Source organism: Salinispora pacifica DSM 45544 (genome assembly GCF_000378845.1).
In the GTDB taxonomy this organism is placed as follows: domain Bacteria; phylum Actinomycetota; class Actinomycetes; order Mycobacteriales; family Micromonosporaceae; genus Micromonospora; species Micromonospora pacifica.
In genome coordinates, this window is sequence record NZ_KB905359.1 from 2,890,003 (window position 1) to 2,911,199 (window position 21,197).

The following is a 21,197-nucleotide window of genomic DNA, read 5'->3' on the forward strand; positions in this document are numbered from 1 at the left end:
GTCCTTATGGGGTCTGCGCCGGGTTTAACTCGGAGGTGGCTGCTACCACCGGCCTGGTAGCCGAGGAGCGTCACCCGGCCAGCCCCGGGGTTTGGTGGCTTCTCGTCCATGACGGGGAAGGACACCGAGACTGCGATGAGCCATCAGGAGCACACCCACCAGCCCGACCCGGCTCGATCTGGTGGACGCCGGGGGCGGTCCCGGTGGTGGGCTGTCGGAGTGACGGGCCTGGCCCTCACCACCGTCGGCGTCGCCGCCACCCCGGCCGCCGCTGCGGTCGGACGCACCCGCCCCGCCGTCGCCGACCGGCCCGCCACCGACGAGCACCGCGGCCAACTCGACGGCGGCAAACCCAACGACCAGAGCAGGGACGACCCGGGAAAGAAGAGCGGGAGGTCACCGGGCGTACCGGTCCCCTGCGACGCGGATGCCCTGATCGCTGCGATCACCTTGGCCAACGCCCGCGGTGGGGGTGTGCTCGACCTCGCCCGAAACTGCACCTACCTGCTGACCGCGAACATCGACGGCGCCGGCCTACCCGCCATCACCAGCCCGATCACCCTCAACGGGAGTAAGAGCACCACCATCGAACGCGCCGCTGCGGTTGACCAGTTCCGCATCCTCAACGTCAACACCGGCGGTGACCTCACCCTCAACCAGCTGACGATCACCGGCGGCCAGACCACCGGCGCTGGCACTGACGGCGCTGGCATATTGGTGGACGCGGGGGGAGCGTTGACTGCTAATCACAGCACCATCACCCGCAACATCGCCAGCGACGCGGGTGGCGGCATCGCCAACAACGGCACCACCCACCTCCGATCCTCCAAGGTCAGCCGCAATACCGCTGGCTCTTCCGGCGGAGGCATCATAAATTCCGGCCTACTCAATATCAGTAAATCTGGCATCCACGCCAACACCGCCCTGGTGGGCGCCGGGGCCACCAGCACGGGAACTGTTCTGATCGAACACAGCAGCATCGCGAAAAATCGCGCCCAGGAATCCACCGGCGGTCTTTTTGTCGAAAGCGGCACCGCCACGGTCACGGAAAGCAGCGTTCTGGGCAACAGCTCCACCATGGTGGTCGGCGGCATCCTCGCGGGCCTCCGCACAGAGGTAACGCTCCGTTCGGTCACCATCGCCGACAACGTGTCCCAGACCGTAATCGCCGGCGGCCTGGGGGTGGACGACGGCGCATCCGTCGTCGTTGAGGACAGTGTTATCAAGAACAACAACGCCGGCGTCGAGGGCGGCGGCATCTACAACATCTCCGATCTGGTGCTACGAAACACGAAGGTCTTCGGCAACCAGGCCGGCAGCCTGGGCGGTGGCATCTACAACGAGGACATCGGAACCGTGACCCTCTTCACCACCAAGGTCACCAAAAATATCGCCGGCGCCGACGGTGGCGGCATCTACAACGAGGTGGGCGGCACGGTGAACCTGAACACCGCGACCGGCACCGTCGTGGTCAAGAATCGACCGAACAACTGCGTCGAGGTTTCCGGCTGCGCCGGTTAGCAGTCCGAATAGGCCGGGCCCCGAGGGGCCCGGCAACGGATACATTGCTCCGCATGACCCACGTCGATCATGAGATCACCGCGGAGTTGGTCCGGGAGTTGGTCCGCGACCAGCACCCCGACCTCGCCGAACGCCCCATCCGGCTCGGTGCGCGGGGGTGGGACAACCAACTGTGGCGGCTCGGTGACGACCTGGCCGTCCGGCTTCCGTGGGCCACGGCGTTCGCGGACGTGCTGCTACCCAAGGAACACGCCTGGGTACCCACTCTGGCCCCACACCTACCGTTGCCGGTCCCCGTCCCGCAACGACTCGGCGTACCCTCCGAACGGTTTCCCCGGTCCTGGCTCATCACCACCTGGATTCCGGGCGCCCCCGCCGACCAAGCCCCGGTCACACGCCCCCTCGACGCAGCCAGGTCGCTGGCGACCTTCCTGACGGCGCTGCACCAACCCGCCCCCAGCGGGGCACCTGCCGGCCGGGACCGGGGTGGGCCGCTGGTGGACCAATCCGAGCAGTTCGCCGAGGCGCTCGCCGCCGCCACCGAACGTGGGCTGATCGACGAGCCGGACGCACTTCGCGCCATCTGGCAGGACGCGGTTGCCGCTCCGCCCTGGACCGGCCCACCGCTCTGGCTACACGCCGACCTACACCCGGCAAACGTGCTCACCGCCGACGGCACCCTCTGCGGAGTGATCGACTTCGGTGACCTGTGCACCGGCGATCCCGCCTATGACCTCGCCGCCGGGTGGCTGCTGCTGCCCGAGGGCATCGACCACCTCCACGCGGCGTACGAGCCGACCCCCGACCCCGCCACCCTGCGCCGCGCCCGCGGATGGGCGGCAGCACGCGCCCTCGGTTGCCTCATCATCGGCGACAACGGCGTCCACGGCCGCCCCGGCGGCAAGCCCTCCTGGGGCCCACCGGCGCACGCCGCCCTCCGCCGCCTCACCGCCGCGGTGTGCGCATCACGGCCAGGATGAGGGCTGCGGAGCCAATCCAGCGCCCCCAACGGAGGCGCTGATGGTGCGATGATGCCCGTCATGGTCACCAATTCCGTTCCGTTGGGCCGGCCCTTCTGGACGTTCTGGAGCGCCAGCACCCTCGCCAACGTCGGTGACGGCATCCGACTGGCCGCCTTCCCCCTACTCGCCGCGTCGCTGACCGCCAACCCGATCGCGGTGGCCGCGGTAGCCGCGGCCCAGTCCCTACCGTGGCTGGTGACCGGCCTCCTCGCCGGGTCGCTGGCCGACCGCCGCCGCCCTCGCGCGCTACTCGCCCAGGCGGACACCGCCCGGGTGGTCGTCCTGGGCGTCCTGGTGGTAGCCGTGGCGATGGACTGGGCGTCGCTGCCGCTGGTCCTGCTGGCCAGCTTCCTGCTCGGGGTCGGAGAGACGGTACGCGACACGGCCGCGCAGACGGCACTTCCCGGCCTGGTACCCGAACGGCTACTTGAACGCGCCAACGGAAGGCTGGTCGCCGGCGAGATCGTCGGCAACGAGTTCGTCGGCCCGCCGGTCGGCGCCGCGCTCTTCGTGGCCGGCGCCGCGCTACCCTTCGCCGCGAACGGGGCGTCCCTCGCCCTGGCCGTCATGCTCCTGCTGACTCTGCCGATCAGCATCGCCGCCCGGCCACCGCAGGACGCGCCGAAGCAGGCCAGCCCCGGTGTAATGGCGGGTCTGCGCTGGCTGGCAGGCCAGCGGGTGCTACGAACCCTCGCATTGGTCACCGCCGCGGTCGCCGCCGCCGACAGCGCCTGGTTCGCGATCCTGGTGCTGTACGCGGAGGGCCCCCTCGGCATCGGCGCGACCGGTTTCGGAATCCTGCTCGCCGCCGGCGCCCTCGGCGGCCTGCTCGGCTCGGTCATCGTTGACCGACTCGTCGCGGGCCGCCGGCACCGCATGATTCTCACCTGCTCACTGGCGATCACCGCCGGCATCCCGGCGATACTCGCCGTGACCACCCAGTTGTGGGCGGCGATCCTCGTCATCGTGGTCACGAGCGGTTCGTTCGCGGTGCTCAACGTCACGGTCGTGTCGCTACGACAACGACTGGTGCCACGGGAACTACTCGGCCGTACGATCGCGGCCGGCCGCACCCTGAGCTTCAGCGCCGCCGCCGCGGGCGCACTGCTCGGCGGTGTACTCACGGCAACGATCGGGATCGAAGCACCCTTCATCTTCAGCGGCCTGGTCGCGGTCATGGCGACCGCCGCCTGGTGGGTCGTGTCCCGGCCCGCCCCCAGCTGAGCAGGGATACTGGGGGCGTGCAGCGCACTGGGCAACCAGCGGAGGCGAAGCTGACCGGGATCTTCGTACACATGTTTCATCCACAGCCTGTGGACAAATGAGTTACCAGCTCAGCGCGATCATCGCGGACGTCGGGTTGCTGCACGGGGAGACCCGGGGGCTGGATCACGCGGTCCTCGGCAACCTGCGGCAGGAGTTCGCCCTACTGCCGGTGACCTCACAACTGGTCGAGGAGCTGACCGGGGCGCCACTCGACTACGCCGTCGAGGAGCCCACCCCGGAGCGCCCATTCACGCTAGTTCTCTCCACCGCGCTGACCGAGACGCTGGCCGACTGGTCGCGGCAGGGGCCGGTGGCGTACGTCGAGGCGGAGTTCGCCGGTGGCGTCGGCCACCAGGCGGCGGCGGTGTGGCTCGGTGGGCAACGAATCTGGGGACCGCGCTTCGACTCGGCGTTCGACGGACCGCGGGGGCGGTGGCCGATCAACGCCGCGCTGGTCGAGGTGGGGGTGGAGCCGGGGCCGTGGGTTGACCTCTTCGCCGAGCTTGGGCTGCACGTGGAGCGGAACACCGCCGGCTGGCTGGCGCACGGGCGGCGGGGGTTGGGGGCCGACTACTGGGACGAGTTGGTGGAGGAGTGGGAACGGCGCGAAGCCGAGGCCAGCCAGCGCCCCGAGCCAGGCGGGTTTCGGTCCGGCGAGCCAGGCGGGCTTCGGTTCAGCGGACCTCGATGACCTCCTGGCCGAGCGGCCAGAATGCCGCCGGTACGAGCTTGAAGTTGGCGATGCCGAACGGAATGCCGATGATCGTGACACAGAGCGACACCCCGGCGATCAGGTGCGACAGCGCGAGCCACCAGCCGGCCAACAGCACCCAGAGCACATTCGCCAGCCCGGAGGCGATGCCGGCCCCCGGCTTGGTGACCAGGGTGCGGCCGAAGGGCCACAGCGAGTACGAAGCCAGCCGCAGCGAGGCGACCCCGAACGGGATGGTGATGACGAGGACGAAGCAGATCAACGCGGCGACGAGGTAGCCGAAGGCCAGCACGATTCCGCCGCCGAAGATGAGCCACAGCACGTTCAGGACGAAGCGCATCATGCTACTAGCGTGACGCACCTCCGCCACCTCGCCGACCTCGCGCACCGCCTCCGGCGCCGACCCACGGCCGCGAACCACTTCGTGTTCTTATCTCCTAATGATCACCCCTACTCCCCTGATGCAACTCGTAGCCGGCGTCTGGGGCTTCAAGACCCTCGCCGTCGGTGTCGAGTTCGGACTGTTCACCCGCCTGGCCGGCGGACGGACCATCACCGTGACCGAAGCCGCCGCCGAGTTCGGGATGGACGAACGCCCGGCCGACCTGTTGCTGGCCGCCAGCGCATCCCTGGGGCTGCTGGAGAAAGCCGGCGCCGGCTACCGCAACTCCGAGCTGGCCGAGCAGTTCCTGGTGGAAGGGCGGCCGTACTACTTCGGTGCCCAGGTCCGCTACTCCGACCTGCGCACCTACCTGCCCTGGCACCGCATCGGCGAGGCGCTGCGCGGTAACCGCCCACTGACCTGGGATCCGCAACAACAAGGGTCCATGTTCGACACCACTGATCCGGCAATGGTGGCCGAGTTCTGGGACGCCATGTTCTCCACCTCCCGCTTCACCGCCCGCGCGCTGGCCGACGCGTACGACTTCGGCGCCCACCGCCGGCTGCTCGACGTCGGTGGCGGCGCCGGGGCCTTCCCGATCGAGCTCTGCCAGCGACTGCCACAGCTCCAGGCCACGATCCTGGACCTACCGCACGTCTGCGTCCGGGCCGAGGAGCGGATCGCCGAGGCGGGCCTGACCGGTCGGGTCGGCGCGGTCGCCGGCGACTTCCTCGCCGACCCGGCCCTGCCGGACGGGCACGACGTGATCCTGCTCAGCATGATCCTGCACGACTGGGACGAAGCGACCAACCGGGCGCTACTGGCCCGGTGCCACGCCGCGCTCCCCTCCGGTGGCGCGATCGTCATCTCCGAACTGCTCCTCAACGACGAACGCACCGGCCCACCGGAGGCCGCCCTGATGGGGATGAACATGCTCGTCGAAACCGAGGGCGGCAAAAACTACTCCGGTGCCGAATACGTCACCTGGCTCGGCGACGCCGGCTTCGTGGACGCCCGGGTCGTGGCTTTCGATGCGCCCGGCGCGAACGGCGCGGTGGTGGCCCGCCGGCCCTGACCCAGACGACGACCACAACTGAGACGATCCTGGGATAGCGAAACGCCCGGCTGGTCTTTCCGGACCGACCGGGCGCTTCACCTTTCACTGGCGGTGGTGGCGGGATTTGAACCCGCGGAGGGCGTAAACCCTCACACGCTTTCGAGGCGTGCTCCTTAGGCCACTCGGACACACCACCGCCGAGTAGGCTACAGGACCGCCCGAGGGAAGGCCCAACCGGTACGAGGCCGGGGGTGGGCTGGCAGAATCCCTGCCATGAGTACGCACATCGGCGCGAAGCCGGGAGAGATCGCCGAGCGGGTCCTGATGCCAGGTGACCCGCTGCGGGCCAAGTGGATCGCGGAGACCTACCTTGAGGGCGCGCAGTGCTACTCGACCGTCCGCGGGATGCTCGGCTTCACCGGCCGCTGGAACGGGGTCGACGTGTCGATCCAGGGTTCCGGCATGGGCATGCCGTCCGCCTCGATCTACGCGCATGAGCTGATCAACGAGTACGGCGTCCGGTCGCTGATCCGGGTCGGCTCCTGTGGCGCCCTCGCCGAGGACCTCCAACTCCGTGACGTAGTGGCGGCGATCGGTTCCGCCACCGACTCGAACATGAACCGCGTACGTTTCGACGGGCTGGTCGACTACGCCCCGGTCGCCGACTTCGGGCTACTACGTACCTCGGTGGAGGTGGCCGAGCGGCGCGGCGTCACCATGCGGGTCGGGCCGGTCCTGGCGGGGGACGCCTTCTACACCGACCGGCCGGACCTCTACGACTCGCTCGCCGAATACGGCGTGCTGGCGGTCGAGATGGAATCGGCAGCGCTTTACACCATCGCCGCCCGGTTCAAGGCCCGCGCGCTCACCATCCTGACGGTCAGCGATCACATCCGCACCGGGGAGAAGACCACCTCACAGGAGCGGGAGCAGACGTTCAGCCAGATGGTGGAGATCGCCCTGGACACCATCATCGCCTGATCCACGGGCTCGTCCCGATCCGGTGGCGGCACCAACCGTCGGCGCCGGGTCGGGACGCTGCCGCGAGCACCGGCGGCCGCCGGACCTGCCGCGAAGACGGCAGCCGCCGGACCTGCCGCGAAGGTGGCCGTCGGTCGTCTCGGGCCGTCGGCCCTACCGGAAGAAGGCGCGCAGGACCGCCGCCGTCTCCGTTTCCAGGACACCGCCGTAGACCTCGGGGCGGTGGTTCAGTCGGCGGTCGCGCAGCACGTCCCAGAGCGAGCCGGCCGCGCCGGTCTTCGGCTCCCACGCTCCGAACACCACCGTGGAAACCCGGGCCAGCACCAGCGCCCCGGCACACATCGTGCACGGCTCCAGGGTTACCACCAGGGTGCACCCGTCGAGCCGCCAGCGGCCGAGCCGACCAGCTGCCCGGCGTAGCGCCAGCACCTCGGCGTGCGCGGTCGGGTCCCCGGTCAGCTCCCGCTCGTTGCGGGCGGTGGCCAGCTCGGCCCCGTCCGGGCCGAGGAGCACGGCGCCGACCGGAATGTCGTCAGCGGCGGCGGGGGCCGGAATCCCGTCCGCGGCAGTGACCGTGGTCGCCGCCCCGGCGACCGCGACTTCCAACGCCCGGCGCATCCACTCTTCGTGGCGCTGCCGGCGGCCGGCACCGCCCAGGCCGGCCTCGCGCTCACGCTCACCTGTGCTCCCACTCCCGGACCCGCCCACGCTCCCGGTCCCGGCCCCGCCCACGCTCCCGGTCCCGGCCCCGCCCACGCTCCCGATCTCGCCCACGGCGACGGGCTCACACCTCACGCAGTTCCTCAACCTCGTCGGCGCAGCCCAACACCGTGCACGCCTCGGTGGTGACATCCGCCGGCAGCAGCCCCTCATGCCCGCAGAGCGCGATCAGCTTCGTCCCGGACACCCCCAGGTCGGCGAGGAGGTCCGCGTCCCCGACCGGGTCCGCCTCCGGGTCCGCGGCGGGCTGTTCGCTCTCCGGGTCACCGGCGGCGGCACGGGGTTCCTCGATCTCGTCCAACGCCGGCACCGACGCCTTGAGATCCCCGACCAGCAGCGCGCCCAGCTGGGTCTCCTCGGCGTACGCCGAGTCCGAACCGAAGACCCGCAGGTCCTCACCCTCGTCGAGCCGCAGGATCACCAGGTACTCATCCTCGGCCTCGACGAAGAGCAGCGACAGGTCGGCGCCGGGGTCAACGTCGCGCAACCGGTCGGCAATCCCGTCCACGTCAACGGCACCGCGGAGGTTCACCTCGGCGGCGGTCCAGCCGCTCTCGTCCCGCACCACGGCCGCAGCAAAGTACGACACGGTTCCCCCCAAATTTCCTCGGCGTAGCCCGAAATCCTCGGACCGTCCGCGGCTGCGCGTAGTCGGTGGCCGGCCTGGCCACCGACCACCGCCGGTCACGGCGTGACCAGGCCATCAGCCCCACCTGCCGCTCGCCCAGCGATGCCCGGACGGTCTTACGCGTGCACGTTAGCCGGTGGGGTCGCCGGACGACCGGCCAACGCCCCGACAGGTGGCCAATCGACGCCGCCGCACTGATCGAAGCAGCCGGGGGAAGGGTGGACCGGGCCGCCCTAGGTGGCCGAACCACCTACCAGAGGGGCCAGTCTCCGCTGACCATCCAGCGGCTCGCAACGACCGCCGCCGCGATGCTCCACCCGCCACCGACGACGATCGCGACCCCGGTGGCAACTCCCCGATCGCCGTGCCGCACCAACAGCAGAGCCGCCAGCCAGGCGACGCCACCAGCGAACACCGTCCACCAGGCGAATCCCCGCACGCTGGCGCCGAGCAGCCCAAAGAGCAGCAGCCAGGTCGTGGCGACGACGCCACCGAGGACTACCGCGGCACCGTGGACTGGATGGGGTTCACGGTAGGTGGGTCGCGCTGGCGGCCCAGCGGGGAAGAGCCCCGACGGGCTTCGCGGGCGGCCCCCGTCGTACGGGTCGGTCACGGTCGCCTCCTCCCCAGTTTTTCCCTCCCACCGTACTGGTCTGTCAGGATGGCCGGATGCCTGCGCCGTTGACCGGACGCCGCCCGGCGTATCCCCTGCTGCTTCTGCTCGCCGCGGTGCTCACCGCGAGCTGCGCGACGACCCGCCCCGGGGTGGACACCGGCACGGCCGGTCGCCCGGGCACCATTGCCCCAACCCCCACCACCCCCGCGGCCAGCTCGACGCCGACGGCGACAGCGGCTTCGCCGAAGGCGGCGGCGTCCCCACCGCAGACGCGGCCCGCCGAGGTCCGGCACGTCTTCCCGGTACGGGCCGGTGACGCCTCCTATCATCCGACCCACTCGGTGTATCCCGCCACGGACATCTTCGCCGACTGCGGTGCGCCGGTGGTGGCGGTGACGGACGGTTCGGTGCTGGAGGTGAGCCGAGTGGACCGCTTCGACCCGGGCGGCCTCCGCGGTCCGTTCAATGGCGGCCTGTCGGTGGCGGTACTGGGCGATGACGGGGTGCGCTACTACGGCTCACACCTGACCGAGGTCGCAGCGGGCCTCGATCCGGGCGTACGCGTCGTCGCCGGGCAGCAGCTCGGCACCGTCGGCCGAACCGGCAACGCGAACAACGTGTGTCATCTGCACTTCGGCATCTCGCCGCCGTGTCTAGGAAAGGACGGCTGGTGGATCCGGCGGGGGGTGGTGTGGCCGGCGCCCTACCTGGACGCGTGGCGACGTGGGGTGAACCGGTCGCCCGCTGTGGAGGTGACGGACTGGCAGCGCCGACACGGTTGCCCGAAGGAGCCGTGAGTGTCCTGGCCGCAGCCGCTAGGTTGCAGGAATGACCGCCCGGGATCCCATCGCTGACCTACGCCGGATAGCTTTCCTGCTGGAACGGGCCAACGAGGCCACCTATCGGGTGCGCGCGTTCCGGTCGGCGGCGAAGGCCGTGGCCGCCCTGCCGACCGCGGAGGTCGCCGAGTTGGCCCGGGCCGGCAAGCTCACCGACCTGTCCGGGGTGGGCGCGGTCACCGCCCGCTGCGTGGCTGAGTCACTGGCGGGCGAGGAGCCGGTCTACCTGCGTCGGCTGGCGGCGACCGAGGGCACCGACCTGGACGCTGAGGCGGCAGCGTTACGGACGGCCTTACGCGGCGACTGTCACACCCATTCGGACTGGTCCGACGGCGGCTCCCCCATTGAGGAGATGGCGTTGGCCGCGGTCGAGCTGGGCCATGAGTACCTGGTGCTCACCGACCACTCGCCTCGGCTGAAGGTGGCGCGCGGGCTGACCGCCGACCGGCTACGCCGCCAACTGGAGCAGGTGGCGCAGCTGAACGAGGCGTTGCCGCCGGGGTTCCGGATCCTTACCGGCATTGAGGTGGACATCCTCGCCGATGGCACGCTGGACCAGGACGAGGAGCTGCTCGCCCAACTCGACGTGGTGGTGGGCTCGGTGCACAGCAACCTCTCCGACGAGCGGGGGCGGATGACTCGTCGAATGCTCACCGCGGTCGCGAACCCGCACCTGGACATCCTCGGGCACTGCACCGGCCGGATGGTCTCCACTCGGCCGGCGGGCGTGACCGGGCCGGGCGACCGGGGGCACCGGCGGCGCGCCCGGGGGGAGAGCGACTTCGACGCGGACGCCGTCTTCGCGGCCTGCGCGGAGCGGGGCGTCGTGGTTGAGATCAACTCCCGGCCGGAGCGGCAGGACCCGCCGAAACGGCTGATTCGGCGGGCACTGGAGGCTGGCTGCCGGTTCGCGATCAACACCGACGCGCACGCCCCAGGTCAGCTCGACTGGCAACGGTTCGGCTGCGAACGCGCCGCCCGCTGTGGCGTCCCCGCCGACCGGGTGGTCAACACCTGGCCGGCGCAGCGGCTGGTGGCGTGGGCCGCAAGCCGCTCCTGACCGATGGCGGGCCGATGCTCCCGCCGCCGAGGACTAGGTTCCGGCTGCCGCGGCCGAAGTTCCGGCTGCGGCAGCCGGCTGCGCGGCGGTGCGTGGTCGGCGGCGGGGACCGATCAGCCCCTGGGTGACGGCGACACCGAGCAGGACCACCACCGCACCGACCGGTTGGTGCCAGGTCAGCCGCTCGTCGAGCACCAGCGCACCGACCAGCACCGCGAAGACCGGGATCACGTAGGTCACCGTCGCCGCGGTACTCGCGCCGGCGACCCGGATGTTGCGGAAGTGAATCAGGAAGGCCAGCCCGGTACCGAGCGCGCCGAGCGCGACCATGCTGGCCAGGACCGAGCCGGAGAGGGCGGTCGGCAGCGGCGGGGCACCCGCCACGAACGGGGTGACGACGGTGAGCAGCGCCAGCGCCATCAACAGCTGCGCCGCCGACAGGGCCAGCCCGGAGTAGGAGCGGCCCGCGACGAACTTCTTCTGGTACGGGATGGCCATCCCGTAGCAGGCCGCGGCGCCGAAGCACATCAGCTGGCCGACGAAGTGCGCACCACCAGCCCCCTGCCACACCCCGAGCACCACCAGTACGCCGACGAAGCCCAGCCCGAGCCCGACCGCCCGGGCGGCGGTCAGCCGTTCGGTGCGGAAGACCAGCACCGCCATGGGAAGCACGACCAGCGGTGTGGTGGCGTTCCAGATCCCGGAGAGCATGGACTCGACCCGCTCCCCGCCGTAGCCGAACAGGGTGAACGGCAGCGCCACGCCGATTCCCCCGGTGACGACCAGATGGGCCCAGACCCGCGGCTCGCGCGGCAGCCGGTCGCGCAGCACCGCGAGCAGGATCAGCAGCGTTGCCGCGCCGGCGCCGACCCGGTAGAGGGTCAGGTGCACCGGGTGCAGCTCCCGTACCCCGATCTTGATGAACAGGAAGCTGGAACCCCAGATCGCGGCCAACGCGAGGTACCCGGGCAGCCAGCTCCGCAGCACAGCCCGGTCAGGGGCGGACTCGACTGTCACCCCTGACACTCTGCCGGCCGTGGGCAGGAAAGTCTGGTGATTTTCGGACGCCGTGTTGGCCGTCACAAAGCCTGCCGGGCGGTGACCGCAGGTCTTGGGAGCGACCCCGAATCCAGCGCGCTCACGGGCGCGCCCCGACTGCACGATCACGTAGGGTCGAGCTCGTGGGACGAATCGACGATATTGCGAACCGGTACGTGGGCGAGTGGGCCGCGCTGAGTCCGACCGGCGCCACCTACGTCGGCATCACCGGCCACGACGACCGCCTCGACGACCTCTCGCCGGACGGCTACGCCGCCCGCGCCGACCTGACCCGCCGAGCCCTCGCCGACCTCGACGGCGTGGCACCTCAGTCGCTGCCGGAGCAGACCGCGAAGGAGGCCATGCAGGAGCGGCTCAGCCTGGAACTCGCCCGCTACGCGGCGGGAGAGGTCGGCCGGGGAGTCAACGTCATCACCAGCGGACTGCACGAGCTCCGCTCCGTGTTTGACCTGATGCCGACCGAGGGCGAGGAGGCACAGGCCAACATCGCCGCGCGGCTCAACCACTTCGCCGGAGCGCTCGGGCAGTACCAGACCACGCTGCGCGAGGCGGCTGCGACCGGCCATTCCAGCGCGCGAGCCCAGCTGCTCGAGGTAGCCAAACAGTGTGACACCTGGGTGGCACCGGACGGGGACAACTTCTTCCACGGGCTGGTCGAACGGCTGGGCGCGGGGGGCGCACTCGGTGCCGAACTGCGTCGGGGTGCCACGACCGCCACCGCGGCGACCGCCGAGTTCGGCCGCTTCCTCCGGACCGAACTGGCCCCGCGGGGCAGGGCGAAGCAGGCCGCCGGCCGAGAGCACTACGAGCTGGCCTCGCAGTACTTTCTCGGTGCCCGGGTGGACCTGGACGAGACGTACGCCTGGGGGTTTGCGGAGCTGGCCCGGCTGGAGACGGAGATGCGAGCGGTCGCCGCGCGGATCGTCGGCCCCGGCGCCACCGTCGACGAGGCGGTAGCCACGCTGGACGCGGACCCGGCGCGGACCATCCGGGGCAAGGAGGCGTTCCGGGACTGGATGCAGAACCTCGCCGACAAGGCGGTCAGTGAGCTGCACGGCACTCACTTCGACATCCCGGAACAGGTCCACCAGATCGAGTGTTGCCTGGCACCGACGAGTGACGGCGCGATCTACTACACCGGCCCGAGTGAGGACTTCTCCCGTCCCGGCCGGATGTGGTGGGCGGTGCCACAGGGCATCGACGACTTCTCCACCTGGCGCGAGGTCACCACCGTCTACCATGAGGGCGTGCCGGGCCACCATCTTCAGGTTGCCCAGACGGTGCTCCAGGCAGAGACCCTCAACCGCTGGCAGCGGCTGCTCTGCTGGGTTTCCGGGCACGGCGAGGGGTGGGCGCTCTACGCCGAACGGCTGATGGACGAGCTGGGCTACCTCGGGGACCCGGGCGAACGGCTGGGCATGCTCGACGGCCAGGCGCTCCGCGCCGCCCGGGTGATCGTCGACATCGGCATGCACCTGGAGTTGGAGATCCCGGCCGACAACCCGTTCGGCTTTCACCCGGGTGAACGCTGGACGCCGGAGTTGGGCTGGGAGTTCATGCGGGCACACTGCCGGGTGCCGGATGAGGTCCTGCGCTTCGAGCTGAACCGCTACCTGGGCTGGCCCGGGCAGGCACCGTCCTACAAGGTAGGTGAGCGAATCTGGCTGCAGGCTCGGGCCGACGCCGAGGCCCGCAAGGGGGCGGAGTTCGACCTCCGGGAGTTCCACCGGCAGGCGCTCGACCTGGGCTCACTCGGCCTGGACCCGCTACGTCGGGCGCTCGCCCGGATCTGAGGGCGGAGGCAAGGGCCCGGGGGCAAGGGGCGGACGTGCGCGTCACCTGCCCCCGGGTCAACCCCCGGCGACTAGCTCGGATCTTGCTCCACCTTGGTGGCTGCCGGGCCGCCAGCCGCCGATGCGGCGGTCGAGTGTCGACCGCCGGCACCCCCGGTTCGCAGGAACAGCCGGAGGCCGACGGCGAGGGCGATCAGGCCGAGAACACCCGCGGCGATCGGTCCCCAGAGCCGGGCCAGGCCGATCTTGAGACGGTTCGATTTAACCGTCTCTACGCTGTTGTTGACGGTGTCGTCCGTGTAGTTGAAGTCAGCATCGAGCAGGACGGTGGTGGAGCCAGCGTCCGTACGCAGTTCCTTTCGCTGTTGCTCCCGCACGTCAACGTACGCACCGGTAACCGGATCAACCCAGTACGTCCGGGTGTTGTTGTAGACGATCTCGCCGGTGGTGGAACCGGGGGCGAAGGTGCTCAGCAGCACCTGCAGGCTCTCCTCCGGGGTGTCCAGCACCCGGTTCTCGATCCGCTGCTCGTAGCGGTAGACCTCGATACCTTCGACGGTCTCGGTGCCGACGAAGGTCGCCGCGATCGCCTCCCTGAGGTCACGGTCGAAGACCGGGTAGTCCTTCTTCTCCGCACCGAACGGGAACTTGTAGGTCAGCCCCGAGTACTCGACGTTGCCCTGCGGGGTCCCCTCGCTGTCGTCCTGCTTGAGCCACTGGTCATCCCAGGGAGCGGCGGTACCGGAGACGCGATAGAGGGCGAGCTGCGTGCTGTACATGGTGATCGGAGCCTGCGTGTCACTCCGTACGACGGTCTGGTAGACATCCCAGATCACCGCGTCGCCCTTGAGCTGCTCGGGCAGGCGATCCCGGGTCTCGCCAGGCTGGGGAAGTACCTCGATCGTGGACTGCAGGGTGGCTCGTGGAACTTCGACGGTGAGCGATTCATTGTCGGCGGTGATCTGCAAGAACCGCGCATTGGTTGCTTCTGCGACCAACGTCGTTGGCTTGAGGTCGTAGGGGAGCCGGCTGATGGCGGGAGCGACGTACAGCGGCAGCCCGACCGCGAAGACCAGTAACAAGACGCCGAGCCCGAAGAGCGCGGCACTAACCCGAAGCTTCACTCTTCCTCCTGAAACGCCTGCCGCCCTACGGCCTGTTGCCCAGGGCGATCGATCCATAACATGGCGGGAGGTTACTCCCCAGTCAACATTAAAGCGAACCCCCTGGATGTCCAGATGTCGGCAACCGTCACCCCGAACCGGTCCCATCCTTCGATCACCGGCCGCCTGCCCGCCCTGGATGCGCTCCGCGCGATCGGCTCGGTGGCCGTCGTCGCCCACCACGTCGGGTTCCACACGGGCGTGAGCCTGAACAGCCAGTGGGGCACCTGGTTGGCGCGGATGGACGTCGGTGTCGCCATCTTCTTCGTCCTCTCCGGATTCCTGCTCTTCCGGCCCTGGGCATCGGGCATCGCCGCCGGGCTCCCCCGGCCCGGGGTTCGCCGGTACTTCTGGCGCCGCGCCCTGCGAATCCTGCCGGCCTACTGGCTGACGGTGCTGGTCTGCCTGATCGTTCTGCCGCAGAACCAGCCAGCCTCGGCTGGTGACTGGCTCCGCCACCTGACCTTCACTCAGATCTATCAGCCCAATCAGCTCCGCGCTGGCCTCAGCCAGACCTGGAGCCTCGCCACCGAGGTCGTGTTCTACCTGGTCCTGCCGCTGGTCGCGGTGCTGGCCGTGGGCCGGGCCTGGCGCCCGGTCCGCACCCTGGCGCTCGCCGCCGGGGGCGCCCTGCTGACGGCCGGGTGGCTCACCCTGATGGGGCTTGGCATCGTTGACACCGCGATCCAGACCATGTGGCTACCCTCGTACGCGGCCTGGTTCTGCGGCGGCATGGTCCTGGCGGTGGCACATGTGGCCCTCCGGAGCGGGACGGGCCCGGCCGCTCTGCGCATCCTCGACGACCTCGCCGCGGCGCCGGTCGCCTGCTGGGCCGCGGCCGCGGGCCTGCTGGCGATCGCGACGACACCCATCGCCGGCCCGCTGGACCTCGCCGAGCCGACCGTCGCGGAGTTCGCCGTGAAGCTCACCCTCTATCTCGCGGTCAGCGCCCTGATCATGATTCCGGTGGCGTTCGGCGAGCGGACGACCCGGGTGCACAAGGCCTTCGGCAGCGCCGCCGTCCGCTGGCTCGGCCTCGTCTCGTACGGGCTGTTCCTCTGGCATCCGCTGGTGATCGAAACGATCTACCTCGTGACAGACCGTCCACTGTTTACCGGGGGATTCCTCGAGACCTTCAGCCTGACGATGGCGGGTGGGTTGGTGTTGGCTGCGGCGAGCTACTACGGCGTCGAACGCCCGGCCCAGGCGCTCGGTGACCGCCGCCGCCCTCGACCGACCGCCCCCCAACCCGAGCAGAGAGTGCCGACGGTCAATTCGCCACATTGACCCAGATATTCACCTAGGCATTGCCTAGCCGGCTCCCGAGCTTTAGTGTGACGCTAAATTACTAGGGAGTAGGGATCACGTGGAGCACTTTTCCGCCACCGCCGGACATGTGCTGTTCCTCAACTGGCGGGACACCCGGAACCCCGAAGGCGGTGGATCCGAGGTATACGTTGAGCGGATTGCCGCAGAGCTGGTAGCCCGCGGCCTCCGGGTCACGCTGTTCTGCGCCGCACATCGTCAGGGCCTCCCCGACGAGGTCAACGAGGATGGGATTCGGCTGGTCAGACGCGGTGGCCGCCACACCGTCTACCTGTGGGCCGCGTTCTACTATCTCGCCGGCGCCCTCGGCGTCGGCCCCCTGTCTCGCCGACGCGGCGGCCGACCGGACGTGCTCGTGGATGTCTGCAACGGCCTGCCATTCATGACTCCGTTATGGGCTCGTCGACCGATCGTCAAGCTTATCCACCATATTCATCGCGAACAATGGCATGTGGTGCTTCCGGCATGGGCAGCTCGGTTCGGCTGGTGGGTGGAGTCATCTTTCGCCATATTCGTCTACCGGCACTGCCGCCACATCACCGTCTCCGACGCCACCCGTCAGGAGCTGATCCAGCTCGGCGTACCCGCGGAGCAGATTTCCGTGGTGCACAACGGCACCCCGCCGCTCCCGCCCACCGACGCGGAACGCGCAGCCTCCCCGCTGCTCGTCACGCTCAACCGACTGGTCCCGCACAAGCGCGTCGAGGTGGCGTTGCAGGCGGTCGCCACCCTCGCCGACGAGCTGCCGCAACTGCGGCTGGTCGTCGCCGGCCAGGGCTGGTGGGAAGGGCAGCTCCGCGAGGTCGCCAACAACCTGGGCATCACCGACCGGGTGGAGTTCCGGGGATTCGTGCCGGAGGAGGAGAAAGCGGCCCTCCTCGCCTCGTCCTGGGTGGCGCTGACCCCGTCCCTGAAGGAAGGATGGGGTCTGACCATCGTGGAGGCCGGCTCGGCGGGCACTCCAACGGTCGCGTTCCGCAGCGCGGGCGGTGTGGGCGAGGCGGTGCTGGACGGCCAAACGGGGCTTCTCGCCGACGACGTTGACGACTACGTGGCGAAGGTACGGACCCTCCTACACAACCACGAGCTACGGCAGCAACTGGGGGACGCGGCCCGGGAGCACGCGGCGACCTTTACCTGGCCGGCTGCCGGAAGCCGCTTCGCCGCTCTACTGGAGAGCGCGGAGTCGCCCCGTCAGACGCGTTCACGGGGCGCCCCGTCCTACCTGCTGCCGTAGATCGCGGGCGTGTAGGGGTCCGGCTCGTTGGCCTGCTTGGCTTTCTCGATGAGCTCTTCAGCCTGGGAAACCGCCTCCTCCTCGCTGGCGGTCGTAGCGGCGGCCAGCCCACCGAGAGACAGGATCCCGAGCACCGCCGCCACCAGGCCGGTGACGACCAAGGTCAGGGCTTTACGCATGCCAATCCTCCAATGTCTGAACCTCGGAGCGGAGGTTACCACGCAGTAGCCCACCGGCGTACCGCCGAAACAGGGCAGCGATCACCACCACGACGGCGACCGCCAGCGCCACCACCACCGCCCACCGAGCCGGGGCGGCCATCACCGGGCTCGGCGGTGCGGCTGGATTGCGATAGAGGGCCAGGAACACCCCCTGGTACACGAGTTCGAGGCCGGCGAGGGTAGCCGGATCGACCTGGTCCGCGCGGTGTTGCTGGACCAGCACCCAGCGCACCCCCGTCTCCGCCGCCGGCCGTCCCGCCCCGATCAGCTGCCGGATCTCCCGCAGACGCGGGTTTTCGCCAAACACCGCGACGTCGCCGACCCGGAGCGTGTCGTCGATCAGGACTGTCGCCGGTAGGTAGCGCGGGGCCGGGTCCAGAACGGTCCGCCCGCCATTCCACGGGTACGCGCGGTAGCCGCTCAACGGCAGCGCCAAGACCTCCCCACCGGGATCGGCGGCCAATCGCCCCGCCACCACCGGCCAGTCCGCCGGATAACTGACCGGCCACAGCCGACCCGCGCCGCCGAACGCGAGATCCGGCATAGCCGCGACCGGCAGCAGCAGCACACCACCCAGCACCACCCCCGCCACCTCCCGGTTCGTCCGCTCCACCCGGGTCACGAGCCGCTCGGCGCCCAGCGCCACACACACCACCAGCAGCAACGCGTACGGCGCCAGAAACTTCTGCCCATCGCGAAGCAGCCCGGCCCCCGGCAGCTGCGCCACCGCCCACCGCAGTACATCGGCGGTCCCCGGCACCGTGCCCAGCGCAGCGAGCAGGAAGCCGGCCCCGGCCAGCACCAACAGCCGGGCCGAGACGCCCGGCGACGTCCGCCGCCGCAGTAGCCCGACCCCGGCGCCGGCCAGAGCCAGCAGCACCAGGGTCACCAACGGCACCAGGGGCAGAGCTCGGCTCGCCGGAGTGGCCTGAGCGCTCCAGATGCCCCCGGTGCCCGCGAGCGCCGTCAGCGGACCCGCCCAGTTCTCGCCCCGGGGCGCGAAGGCGGCTACTCCCGCCGGGTCGGAGGTTCCGCCCGCGTCGGTGACCAGGGCAGCGGTCACCCACGGGGCGTTGAGCAGGGCGACCCCCGCCACCGCGATCGTCGATCCCCGCCAACGTCCCCGTCGCGGTGCGAGCAGCGACACCACACCAAACGCGATCAGCCCACCGGTCGGGGTGATCGCAGCCGGCGCGGCGGCGAGCAGCACCCGCGCCACCGCGCCGGCCCGCCCGGCCCGCAACTCCAAACCCGCCCGCACCAGCCACGGCAGGGCGGCATAGCAGACCAGCAGCCCCCACTGCCCGATCAACAACCGCTCGGCCAGGTACGGCGTCCAGGCGTAGCCGACCGCGGCAAGCAGCCGAACCCCGGTCCGTTCGGTCGGCACCAGGCGCCCGGCACCGACCGCCGCCAGCAGGACCGCCCCGCCCAGCGCGATCCGCTGCACCACCCAGCCCGGGACGAGCTGGGTGAGCACCGAGACCACGGCATCCATCGGCACCGCCCGCGGCAGGCCCTGCGCTGGCGCCACAAGATCCCAGGTCAGCGGCTGCCGGGGCACGAACACCATGTCGTAGCGCAACACGTAGCCCGGTGCTGCCAGTGGGGCGAGCACCATCGCCGTCACCACCGCCGCGACGGCGTACAACAGGAGCCGATCTCGAACCACCCGGGTTCGATCGGCTGGTCGGTCACCCACTCACGACGCCGGCACCACCCGCCCGACAGTGATCAACCTGGTGCAGAGGGCGATGTCTGGCGTGCTGATGGTGACCTCGATGGCTTCCCCCGCACCGTGCAACGGGAAATACAGCTGGTTCAGTCCACTCCGCAGCGTGACCTCCCGGGTGGCCTCGCCCAGGCGCAGGGTCGCCGTCGCGTCGCCGGAGCTCAGGTAGCCGAGCTCCACCACGTACGGCCATTCCGCAACCGGTGCTGCCAACGGAATCCGAGTCGTACGCCCGCTCTCCACCAGGTGCCCGCAGTCGGGCACCTGGCCCGGCAGAACCTTGACTCCCTCGATCCGGACCGGCCGGATTCGACCCTCGGCATCGAAGGTCACCGGCAGCTCGGCCACCTCGACGAACTCCGGCTGGTGCTCCGCCGGTCGGAAGAAGTGCGACTGAAGGTTGTCCGGCCAGAAATAGCCGGACACGACCCGATCGGGGACGATCGTGTCGAGGAAAACGGTGCCAGCGGGCGCGGCGGCAAGCTCGGCCTGGGCCGTGGCGAGGTACTCCCGGCCGTGCTTGGTGCTCCAGTTATCGCCGAACGTGACGGTGCTCCACACCGTACCGAGCCCGACCGCGACCAGGACAGCGACCGCCACCCGACCGACCGCGACGGCGTCGAGCACGCGCGGGAGTCCCGGTAGCGGCCGGGGGGTGTACCGGTCCTGCTCGCCGGTGTCGCGAAGCCCGAACAGGGCTACCCCGACACAGATCGCGGCTACCGGAACCACGTCGGCCACGAAACGTGGGACCGTGCCCACCATTGGGCCGAGCACACCACCAAGGCGGGTTACCGCGAAGAACGCGCTGACCAGCCCGAGATAGCAGACCAGAAGCAGCCAGGCCCGCGCCGCCGACCGGCGCCGCCGAACGGTCACCACAACCAGGGTCGCCAGCACCAGCCACGACAGCCACATCGCAACCGGATAGGGATCCGCCAACGGCGGCCCGTCACCGGCGTGGGTCCACCGCCACGGCCCCCCGAGCAGGCCCGGCACGACGGTCGCACCGACCAGGTCGCCGAGGAACGTGAAAGCCTGACCGGGTGAGGTCAGCTGGTCCAGCGCACGAGCCGGTCGGGTCAGGTAGAACGCCAAGTAGGCCCCGGAGAGCACGGTGAGCGACAGCCAGACCGGCCAGTGCCGACGCACCGCCGTGACCAGGCTGCGCCACGGCGAACCGTCAGTAAACAAAAAGAGGGTCAGCAGGAACAACAGCGGCGCAATCAGCAGCGCTTTCGGGTCGAACAGCAGCCCGAACAGCAGCCACAGGACGACCATCGCGAGGTGCCGGCGACGGCCGGTACGCAGATATCGGACCTGCGCCCGCACCGCCAGGACCAGGGCGAGCTGCACCGGCAACAGGAGTAGCCCGACCAGCCACAGCGACGACACCTCCAGCGTCAGCGGGCTGAACAGAAAGAGGGCCAACGGGACCAACAAGCCCCAGCCCGGCCGCAGCAGGTCACGCAGCAGCCGGTACACGGCGATGCCCACGGCCGCCTGTCCCACCGCCAGCATCAGCACCCAGGGCCAACTGGCGAAACCGGCCAGCCGCACCATCAGCCAGGCGATCAACAGGCCGCCGGGCGTTGGATGGTTGTTGAAGGTTCCCAGCAGGAAGTCCGCGTCCAACCGGGCGTCCAGGGCCTGGGCGGCGAGCACGAACTCGTCCTGGGAGAACCAGCCACGCGCGGCGAGGCCGGCCCGCCAGGCGACCGACACCACGATGAGGGCTATCGCCACCGCCCCGACGCGGTCGGGACGAAGTCGCCGCGCGAACGCTCGCGGCTCGTCGGGCATCGACGCGGTGGGCTCTCCAGGTGCCACAGCCCCAGCCTCTGGCATTGACATGCTCGGCA

At 70.1% G+C, this 21,197-nt stretch carries 20 protein-coding genes and 1 tRNA gene; 11 read left to right on the forward strand and 10 right to left on the reverse strand.

What is annotated here, in order from left to right; translation table 11 throughout:
- Positions 1–219: 219 nt before the first annotated feature.
- The 4 genes from SALPAC3_RS0113080 (at position 220) to SALPAC3_RS0113095 (ending at position 4,500) form a co-directional block, all read left to right on the forward strand.
- Positions 220–1,521, forward strand: coding sequence for an autotransporter outer membrane beta-barrel domain-containing protein (locus tag SALPAC3_RS0113080; RefSeq protein ID WP_018221680.1), 1,302 nt, complete (start codon positions 220–222; stop codon positions 1,519–1,521).
- Positions 1,522–1,574: 53 nt separating this feature from the next.
- On the forward strand, positions 1,575–2,501 hold the full coding sequence (locus SALPAC3_RS0113085) for an aminoglycoside phosphotransferase family protein (protein ID WP_018221681.1): 927 nt from the start codon (positions 1,575–1,577) through the stop codon (positions 2,499–2,501).
- A 48-nt stretch (positions 2,502–2,549) separates the two neighbouring features.
- Positions 2,550–3,767, forward strand: a complete 1,218-nt coding sequence (locus SALPAC3_RS0113090; RefSeq protein ID WP_018221682.1) for an MFS transporter — start codon at positions 2,550–2,552, stop codon at positions 3,765–3,767.
- Positions 3,768–3,864: 97 nt separating this feature from the next.
- Complete coding sequence (locus SALPAC3_RS0113095) at positions 3,865–4,500, forward strand: hypothetical protein (protein ID WP_018221683.1); 636 nt, start codon at positions 3,865–3,867, stop codon at positions 4,498–4,500.
- Here SALPAC3_RS0113095 and SALPAC3_RS0113100 read toward each other — a convergent pair.
- Positions 4,484–4,864: a YccF domain-containing protein gene (locus SALPAC3_RS0113100; protein ID WP_026185525.1), complete on the reverse strand. Its 381-nt coding sequence runs from the start codon at positions 4,862–4,864 to the stop codon at positions 4,484–4,486. The two genes, SALPAC3_RS0113095 and SALPAC3_RS0113100, sit on opposite strands and share 17 nt — an antisense overlap.
- 97 nt (positions 4,865–4,961) lie before the next feature.
- Between SALPAC3_RS0113100 and SALPAC3_RS0113105 the strand changes: the two genes are divergently transcribed.
- Positions 4,962–5,978 (forward strand): methyltransferase, encoded by a 1,017-nt coding sequence (locus SALPAC3_RS0113105; protein ID WP_026185526.1) that lies wholly within the window; start codon positions 4,962–4,964, stop codon positions 5,976–5,978.
- An 88-nt stretch (positions 5,979–6,066) separates the two neighbouring features.
- Here SALPAC3_RS0113105 and SALPAC3_RS0113110 read toward each other — a convergent pair.
- Positions 6,067–6,156: transfer RNA gene (locus SALPAC3_RS0113110), tRNA-Ser, on the reverse strand.
- Between the two features lie 77 nt (positions 6,157–6,233).
- Between SALPAC3_RS0113110 and deoD the strand changes: the two genes are divergently transcribed.
- Positions 6,234–6,941, forward strand: a complete 708-nt coding sequence (gene deoD / locus SALPAC3_RS0113115) for a purine-nucleoside phosphorylase (protein WP_018221686.1) — start codon at positions 6,234–6,236, stop codon at positions 6,939–6,941.
- 153 nt (positions 6,942–7,094) lie between these two features.
- Here the strand turns inward: deoD and SALPAC3_RS0113120 are convergent, their stop codons facing one another.
- The 3 genes from SALPAC3_RS0113120 to SALPAC3_RS0113130 all read right to left on the reverse strand — a co-directional run bounded on the left by SALPAC3_RS0113120 (position 7,095) and on the right by SALPAC3_RS0113130 (position 8,902).
- Positions 7,095–7,559 (reverse strand): nucleoside deaminase, encoded by a 465-nt coding sequence (locus SALPAC3_RS0113120; RefSeq protein ID WP_018221687.1) that lies wholly within the window; start codon positions 7,557–7,559, stop codon positions 7,095–7,097.
- Positions 7,560–7,725: 166 nt separating this feature from the next.
- On the reverse strand, positions 7,726–8,250 hold the full coding sequence (locus SALPAC3_RS0113125; protein WP_018221688.1) for a tRNA adenosine deaminase-associated protein: 525 nt from the start codon (positions 8,248–8,250) through the stop codon (positions 7,726–7,728).
- 289 nt (positions 8,251–8,539) lie between these two features.
- The gene (locus SALPAC3_RS0113130) at positions 8,540–8,902 is read right to left on the reverse strand and encodes a hypothetical protein (RefSeq protein WP_018221689.1); all 363 of its coding nucleotides are present in this window, start codon (positions 8,900–8,902) and stop codon (positions 8,540–8,542) included.
- A 56-nt stretch (positions 8,903–8,958) separates the two neighbouring features.
- On the opposite strand from SALPAC3_RS0113130, the gene SALPAC3_RS0113135 reads away from it, so the two are divergent.
- On the forward strand, positions 8,959–9,702 hold the full coding sequence (locus tag SALPAC3_RS0113135) for a M23 family metallopeptidase (RefSeq protein WP_018221690.1): 744 nt from the start codon (positions 8,959–8,961) through the stop codon (positions 9,700–9,702).
- Positions 9,703–9,733: 31 nt separating this feature from the next.
- The gene (locus SALPAC3_RS0113140; RefSeq protein ID WP_018221691.1) at positions 9,734–10,804 is read left to right on the forward strand and encodes a PHP domain-containing protein; all 1,071 of its coding nucleotides are present in this window, start codon (positions 9,734–9,736) and stop codon (positions 10,802–10,804) included.
- Between the two features lie 33 nt (positions 10,805–10,837).
- Here the strand turns inward: SALPAC3_RS0113140 and SALPAC3_RS0113145 are convergent, their stop codons facing one another.
- Complete coding sequence (locus SALPAC3_RS0113145) at positions 10,838–11,821, reverse strand: DMT family transporter (RefSeq protein ID WP_018812933.1); 984 nt, start codon at positions 11,819–11,821, stop codon at positions 10,838–10,840.
- A gap of 164 nt (positions 11,822–11,985) precedes the next feature.
- Between SALPAC3_RS0113145 and SALPAC3_RS0113150 the strand changes: the two genes are divergently transcribed.
- Entirely contained in the window at positions 11,986–13,656 is a 1,671-nt protein-coding gene (locus SALPAC3_RS0113150) for a DUF885 domain-containing protein (RefSeq protein ID WP_018221693.1), read from the forward strand.
- A 71-nt stretch (positions 13,657–13,727) separates the two neighbouring features.
- On the opposite strand, the gene SALPAC3_RS0113155 is transcribed toward SALPAC3_RS0113150, so the two are convergent.
- Entirely contained in the window at positions 13,728–14,780 is a 1,053-nt protein-coding gene (locus SALPAC3_RS0113155; RefSeq protein WP_018221694.1) for a cell envelope lipid trafficking protein PgfA, read from the reverse strand.
- Between the two features lie 114 nt (positions 14,781–14,894).
- Here SALPAC3_RS0113155 and SALPAC3_RS0113160 point away from each other — a divergent pair, with 114 nt between their 5' ends.
- Positions 14,895–16,106, forward strand: a complete 1,212-nt coding sequence (locus SALPAC3_RS0113160; protein WP_018221695.1) for an acyltransferase family protein — start codon at positions 14,895–14,897, stop codon at positions 16,104–16,106.
- 79 nt (positions 16,107–16,185) lie between these two features.
- Positions 16,186–17,382: a glycosyltransferase family 4 protein gene (locus SALPAC3_RS0113165; RefSeq protein WP_018221696.1), complete on the forward strand. Its 1,197-nt coding sequence runs from the start codon at positions 16,186–16,188 to the stop codon at positions 17,380–17,382.
- Here the strand turns inward: SALPAC3_RS0113165 and SALPAC3_RS0113170 are convergent.
- From SALPAC3_RS0113170 to SALPAC3_RS0113180, 3 genes are read right to left on the reverse strand one after another with little or no spacing between them, the layout of a single operon-like run.
- Complete coding sequence (locus SALPAC3_RS0113170; protein ID WP_018221697.1) at positions 17,367–17,561, reverse strand: hypothetical protein; 195 nt, start codon at positions 17,559–17,561, stop codon at positions 17,367–17,369. The genes SALPAC3_RS0113165 and SALPAC3_RS0113170 overlap by 16 nt on opposite strands.
- Entirely contained in the window at positions 17,554–19,305 is a 1,752-nt protein-coding gene (locus SALPAC3_RS0113175; protein ID WP_018221698.1) for an MmpA family trehalose lipid delivery protein, read from the reverse strand. The genes SALPAC3_RS0113170 and SALPAC3_RS0113175 overlap by 8 nt, the downstream gene beginning before the upstream one ends.
- The gene (locus SALPAC3_RS0113180; protein WP_196231389.1) at positions 19,306–21,183 is read right to left on the reverse strand and encodes a hypothetical protein; all 1,878 of its coding nucleotides are present in this window, start codon (positions 21,181–21,183) and stop codon (positions 19,306–19,308) included.
- Positions 21,184–21,197: the final 14 nt, after the last annotated feature.

Coding starts and splice junctions, on each gene's coding strand:
- SALPAC3_RS0113085 (WP_018221681.1), top strand. CDS start 1,575: ATGACCCACGTCGATCATGAGATCACCGCGGAGTTGGTCCGGGAGTTG.
- SALPAC3_RS0113090 (WP_018221682.1), top strand. CDS start 2,550: ATGATGCCCGTCATGGTCACCAATTCCGTTCCGTTGGGCCGGCCCTTC.
- SALPAC3_RS0113095 (WP_018221683.1), top strand. CDS start 3,865: ATGAGTTACCAGCTCAGCGCGATCATCGCGGACGTCGGGTTGCTGCAC.
- SALPAC3_RS0113100 (WP_026185525.1), bottom strand. CDS start 4,864: ATGATGCGCTTCGTCCTGAACGTGCTGTGGCTCATCTTCGGCGGCGGA.
- SALPAC3_RS0113105 (WP_026185526.1), top strand. CDS start 4,962: ATGATCACCCCTACTCCCCTGATGCAACTCGTAGCCGGCGTCTGGGGC.
- deoD (WP_018221686.1), top strand. CDS start 6,234: ATGAGTACGCACATCGGCGCGAAGCCGGGAGAGATCGCCGAGCGGGTC.
- SALPAC3_RS0113120 (WP_018221687.1), bottom strand. CDS start 7,559: ATGCGCCGGGCGTTGGAAGTCGCGGTCGCCGGGGCGGCGACCACGGTC.
- SALPAC3_RS0113135 (WP_018221690.1), top strand. CDS start 8,959: ATGCCTGCGCCGTTGACCGGACGCCGCCCGGCGTATCCCCTGCTGCTT.
- SALPAC3_RS0113140 (WP_018221691.1), top strand. CDS start 9,734: ATGACCGCCCGGGATCCCATCGCTGACCTACGCCGGATAGCTTTCCTG.
- SALPAC3_RS0113160 (WP_018221695.1), top strand. CDS start 14,895: ATGTCGGCAACCGTCACCCCGAACCGGTCCCATCCTTCGATCACCGGC.
- SALPAC3_RS0113170 (WP_018221697.1), bottom strand. CDS start 17,561: ATGCGTAAAGCCCTGACCTTGGTCGTCACCGGCCTGGTGGCGGCGGTG.
- SALPAC3_RS0113180 (WP_196231389.1), bottom strand. CDS start 21,183: ATGCCAGAGGCTGGGGCTGTGGCACCTGGAGAGCCCACCGCGTCGATG.